This window comes from uncultured Nitrosomonas sp., assembly GCF_902826915.1.
Taxonomy (GTDB): Bacteria; Pseudomonadota; Gammaproteobacteria; order Burkholderiales; family Nitrosomonadaceae; genus Nitrosomonas.
In genome coordinates, this window is sequence record NZ_CADEGP010000118.1 from 1 (window position 1) to 4,132 (window position 4,132).

Genomic DNA, 4,132 nt, shown 5'->3' on the forward strand with positions numbered 1-4,132 from the left:
TGAAGCGGCTGATCTAAGATAGCGATTGATGCGGTTTTTCAGGGCCGACTAATTAGCACAAAAGCTAAATAGTACCGATTTCCCTTTTTATTCTTTGAATCCGTTCTGGATGAGTTCTGTTAACTTTGCAGACATGGCAGTCCATACCAGGATGGGGTTCTCCTTCGCAATCCAACGAATTATCCCCTGCTGGCTTAGTCTGCACCTAATGTTGTCAATTGAGGAGGATAGCAATGCAAGAGGCTATTAATCATAAACAAAAAAGAATGCTGAGATTGGTTAAATCGACTAATGCTATTAGAAGTGAGCATAAACCTATGATTGATTCTGAAGATTACTATAAGCAAGTAGAACTCTACGCTGAGCAAATCCGTAAAACACGTAATGCTGATGAGATCATTCGAATTCTGGATATCGTGTTATCTGAGACTCGGGGGTTGAAATTTAGTGATGAGGTTTTTGCTGCGCAGGAGCAGGTAAAACGGGCGGAGCGGAAGATTGAATTATTGAAAGATGAATTGGAACAACTGCGGGGGCTTGTGCAGACAGATCAAATGACGGGCGCATTCAATCGTCGTGGTCTTGATGAGATTTTTAAACGTGAGGCAGCGCGTGCCGACAGAAATGCACAATCGTTGGGGGTGGTTCTTATTGATATAGATAATTTTAAGAAAATTAATGACTATTTTGGCCATCAATATGGGGATAGTGTACTAATAAACTTAGTCACTGTTGCCAAGGAAACATTACGGCCTTCCGATATCGTTGCACGTTTTGGCGGAGAGGAATTTGTTATTTTATTGCCTGAAGTTGAGTTAGAAGATGCATTAACTATCATTCAGCGGTTCCAAAATAATTTGGAAAAGAATTTCTCTTTGCAAATCGATAATCAATCAATGCCAGTAACCTTTAGTTCTGGCGTTGCACTGCGTTCATTTGGAGAGCATCAAAATTCAGTGATAAGCCGTGCTGATAAAGCACTTTATCAGGCAAAACGAACTGGAAAAAATCGGGTAATTCCTGCCTTGACCTAACTGAATACTTGGGAAGTATATGAGGAACAAATCATGCTTCAATATATTAATCCCTGTGAAATACGTTTATCAGTAGTGAATAAAACTAGTGAAACAAACAATAGAACCGATGTGCTTGAATGTTTCTTTATATCGTTTGGTTAATGTGGGGGAGTAAATGGAAGGTTTTTTTCTTGGACGGCAGCCTATTCTAGATCGTAATCAAAATTTGGTGGCCTTTGAATTACTTTTCAGGCAAGAAGAATCTGATAAAAATGCCAGTATTACTAATGACTTATCTGCATCCGCAAATGTCATCATCAATGCATACTGTCAATTGGGTATTCAGAATGTATTAGGCAAGCAACGGGGTTTTATCAATGCGGATCCAGAATTAGTTATGAGCGACATTATTAGTCTGTTGCCTAGCAAACATGTTGTGCTTGAATTAAAAGAGACAGCAGCTGTGACGGCAGATTTTATGCGGCGATGTAGCGAGTTAAAACAGAAAGGGTATCAATTCGCACTAGATAATGTGGTCGCAATGAATGAGAAAGTCGAGCAATTGTTACCATTGGTTAGTGTAGTCAAGGTAAATGTACTTGAGCTTGAGAAAAGTAAGCTTTCTAAACTGGTAACTGAATTGAATCGTTGGCCAGTATTGCTTTTAGCGCTAAAAGTGGAAACTCGCGAACAAGAAAGCAATTGCATGCAACTTGGATTTCAGATGTTTCAGGGGTTCTATTTTGCAAAACCTGAGGTGCTGTCAGTTAAACGAGCTGACCCAGGAAAATTGTCGCTATTAAAATTACTGACGTTAGTAATGGGTGATGGCGACATTGAAGAAATAGAGAAGGAGTTTAAGCATCAACCTGGGCTCAGTTATAACTTGATGCGCATGGTGAATTCTGTGGCAAGTGGATTGCCACAAAAAATTAACTCAATCAAACAAGCGATTATGATAATGGGACGAAAACAGTTGCAAAGGTGGGTGCAGCTGTTGCTTTATACAGCTGATCAGTCTAATGAAAATATGTCTAATGCATTAATGCAAACTGCTGCTGCACGGGGCAAATTAATGGAATTGATTGCAACAGCGGAACGTCCTCATGATAAGAATCATCAAGAAAGAGCATTTATGGTAGGAATATTATCTTTGCTCAATGTGCTGCTTGGTATTGAGATGCAGCAGATTGTCGACAAGTTGGGAATTCCTGATGATATGAGTCAAGCATTATTAAGTCGGGAAGGACGATTGGGGCAGGAATTGAAGTTAATAGAGGCTAATGAGAGAGGAGAGGTTGCTATGATTCAATTGATATTGGCTGAACTTGGTTTTCTGAGTTTGAGTGAATTGGCGGATATTGAAATGCACGCCATTGGATGGACTAATCGGATCGGTGAAGTTGCCAATTGAATTAGATTTTTCATGTAGTCAAATATATTTTTAAGTTTGAGCATTGATATGTAACTAATATAGGTGACTAGGGATTTTATTGAAGTTGAGTAATTTGCGAAGAACCTTACCGAGATATTCGATTTTCTTATGACTGTCTATTTCATGTCACTTATTTCATAGGGTTGCTGGATTCTTGGAGTAATCTTGGAATTAAAGTTGTTAAATATTATGGCGCTAATACTTTATATTAAAGAAAAAATTGATGTGAAAAAGATCCTCATATTCATGTTATTAACCTAATGAATTTGCTAAAGTCAGTGGTAAAGTTTGTGTGTCGCGCATGGTAAAAAATAGGCTATACGTCTCGAACGATTGCGTCAATAGCTCTGAAAAAACAAATGGCAAGGAAAAGATGATGACTGAGCTGCGATCAACTAGCGACAAGCTTGACAATAAAGCTGAAGATAAATTGGTGCTGGAAGATAAGGATGGGGTTATATGCAATAACGCTGTCAATGAGTATCTTATGGGCATTAAAGGAGATTTAAACCAAGCTGAAAGATTAGTTAGTGACGCAGTCAATAATTTGGTATGTAACTTCAGATATATAAGTGAATTAGCAGGATCTAATCATGAGATGGTTCTAGCGATTGAAAGAATGGCTACTTCTGAAGGGCGTAATCCTATTAATGAATTATTGGAAAAACAAATGGTAACTGCTAATCGAATCGAACAAGAATTAGAGGCGGTAATCACCTCCTTACAATTCGGTGATTTAGTTGCACAATTACTCGCACATACCGCTCGTCAAGTGGAAATGTTGAGCGTTGAATTGCAGCGTATTGATCGGCAAGGTAGCTTGCAGGGAAAAACTGAGAAAAGAGCCTTGAATTCAATACATTCAGGAATTCATAAGGCAGTTAATGAGGTAAAAAATAAGAGTAAAAAGAAGCCAGTAGTGCAGCAAGGAATGAAAATGGGCGATATTGAGCTTTTTTAGCAAAATGCTTGGCAGGCAATTTTTTATCAAGCAAATTAATATTATCAGTAAAGGAACTAAGTAAATGGCCAAGACAATACTTGCAGTGGATGATTCTGCTTCAATTCGGCAGATGGTAACTTTTACGCTTAAAGGTGCAGGTTATGAAGTCATTGAAGCAGTTGATGGTCAAGATGCATTCGATAAGGCTAATCATCATCAAGTTAATCTAATATTAACTGACATCAATATGCCACGTATGGATGGATTAAAGCTACTTGAGTTGCTGCGAAAATTGACTCAATACAAAAATATTCCTATCTTGATACTGACCACAGAATCTGGCGATGAAATGAAGGCAAAAGGTAGGGCGGCAGGGGCAACTGGCTGGCTAGTGAAGCCGTTTGATCCCAAGCGATTATTGGAAGTTATCGGTAAAGTTATTAGTTAGAAGTTAATATTTTTTAAGTGGATTAATAAGTTTAAATAATTCTTAATCCCAAAGAGTAAGCGTTTTGTTGTTTCTTCATTACTTAGCTTCTTTCTTTATACCGCAAGCCAAACAATTCAACTTGAAATAGGGCTTCCTATGAGTACAGATCTCGAACAATTTTATGAAATATTTTTTGAAGAATCTTCAGAGTTACTTGCGGATATGGAGGCATGCTTACTTAGGCTTGATGTAAATTGAGCTATAGTCAAATCTGGTGTATGAGAATCAAGCGACCTGCTGTTTTTGAT

At 38.1% G+C, this 4,132-nt stretch carries 4 protein-coding genes; all 4 read left to right on the forward strand.

The features are described 5' to 3' along the window. Window positions 1-233 precede the first annotated feature (233 nt). The 4 genes from QZV86_RS13470 to QZV86_RS13485 all read left to right on the forward strand — a co-directional run bounded on the left by QZV86_RS13470 (window position 234) and on the right by QZV86_RS13485 (window position 3,842). Window positions 234-1,034 (forward strand): GGDEF domain-containing protein, encoded by an 801-nt coding sequence (locus QZV86_RS13470; protein ID WP_295629187.1) that lies wholly within the window; start codon window positions 234-236, stop codon window positions 1,032-1,034. A 157-nt stretch (window positions 1,035-1,191) separates the two neighbouring features. Beyond that, entirely contained in the window at window positions 1,192-2,430 is a 1,239-nt protein-coding gene (locus QZV86_RS13475) for an EAL and HDOD domain-containing protein (protein ID WP_295629190.1), read from the forward strand. Window positions 2,431-2,827: 397 nt separating this feature from the next. Beyond that, window positions 2,828-3,412, forward strand: a complete 585-nt coding sequence (locus tag QZV86_RS13480; protein WP_295629194.1) for a hypothetical protein — start codon at window positions 2,828-2,830, stop codon at window positions 3,410-3,412. 64 nt (window positions 3,413-3,476) lie between these two features. After that, complete coding sequence (locus QZV86_RS13485; RefSeq protein ID WP_295629196.1) at window positions 3,477-3,842, forward strand: response regulator; 366 nt, start codon at window positions 3,477-3,479, stop codon at window positions 3,840-3,842. Window positions 3,843-4,132: the final 290 nt, after the last annotated feature.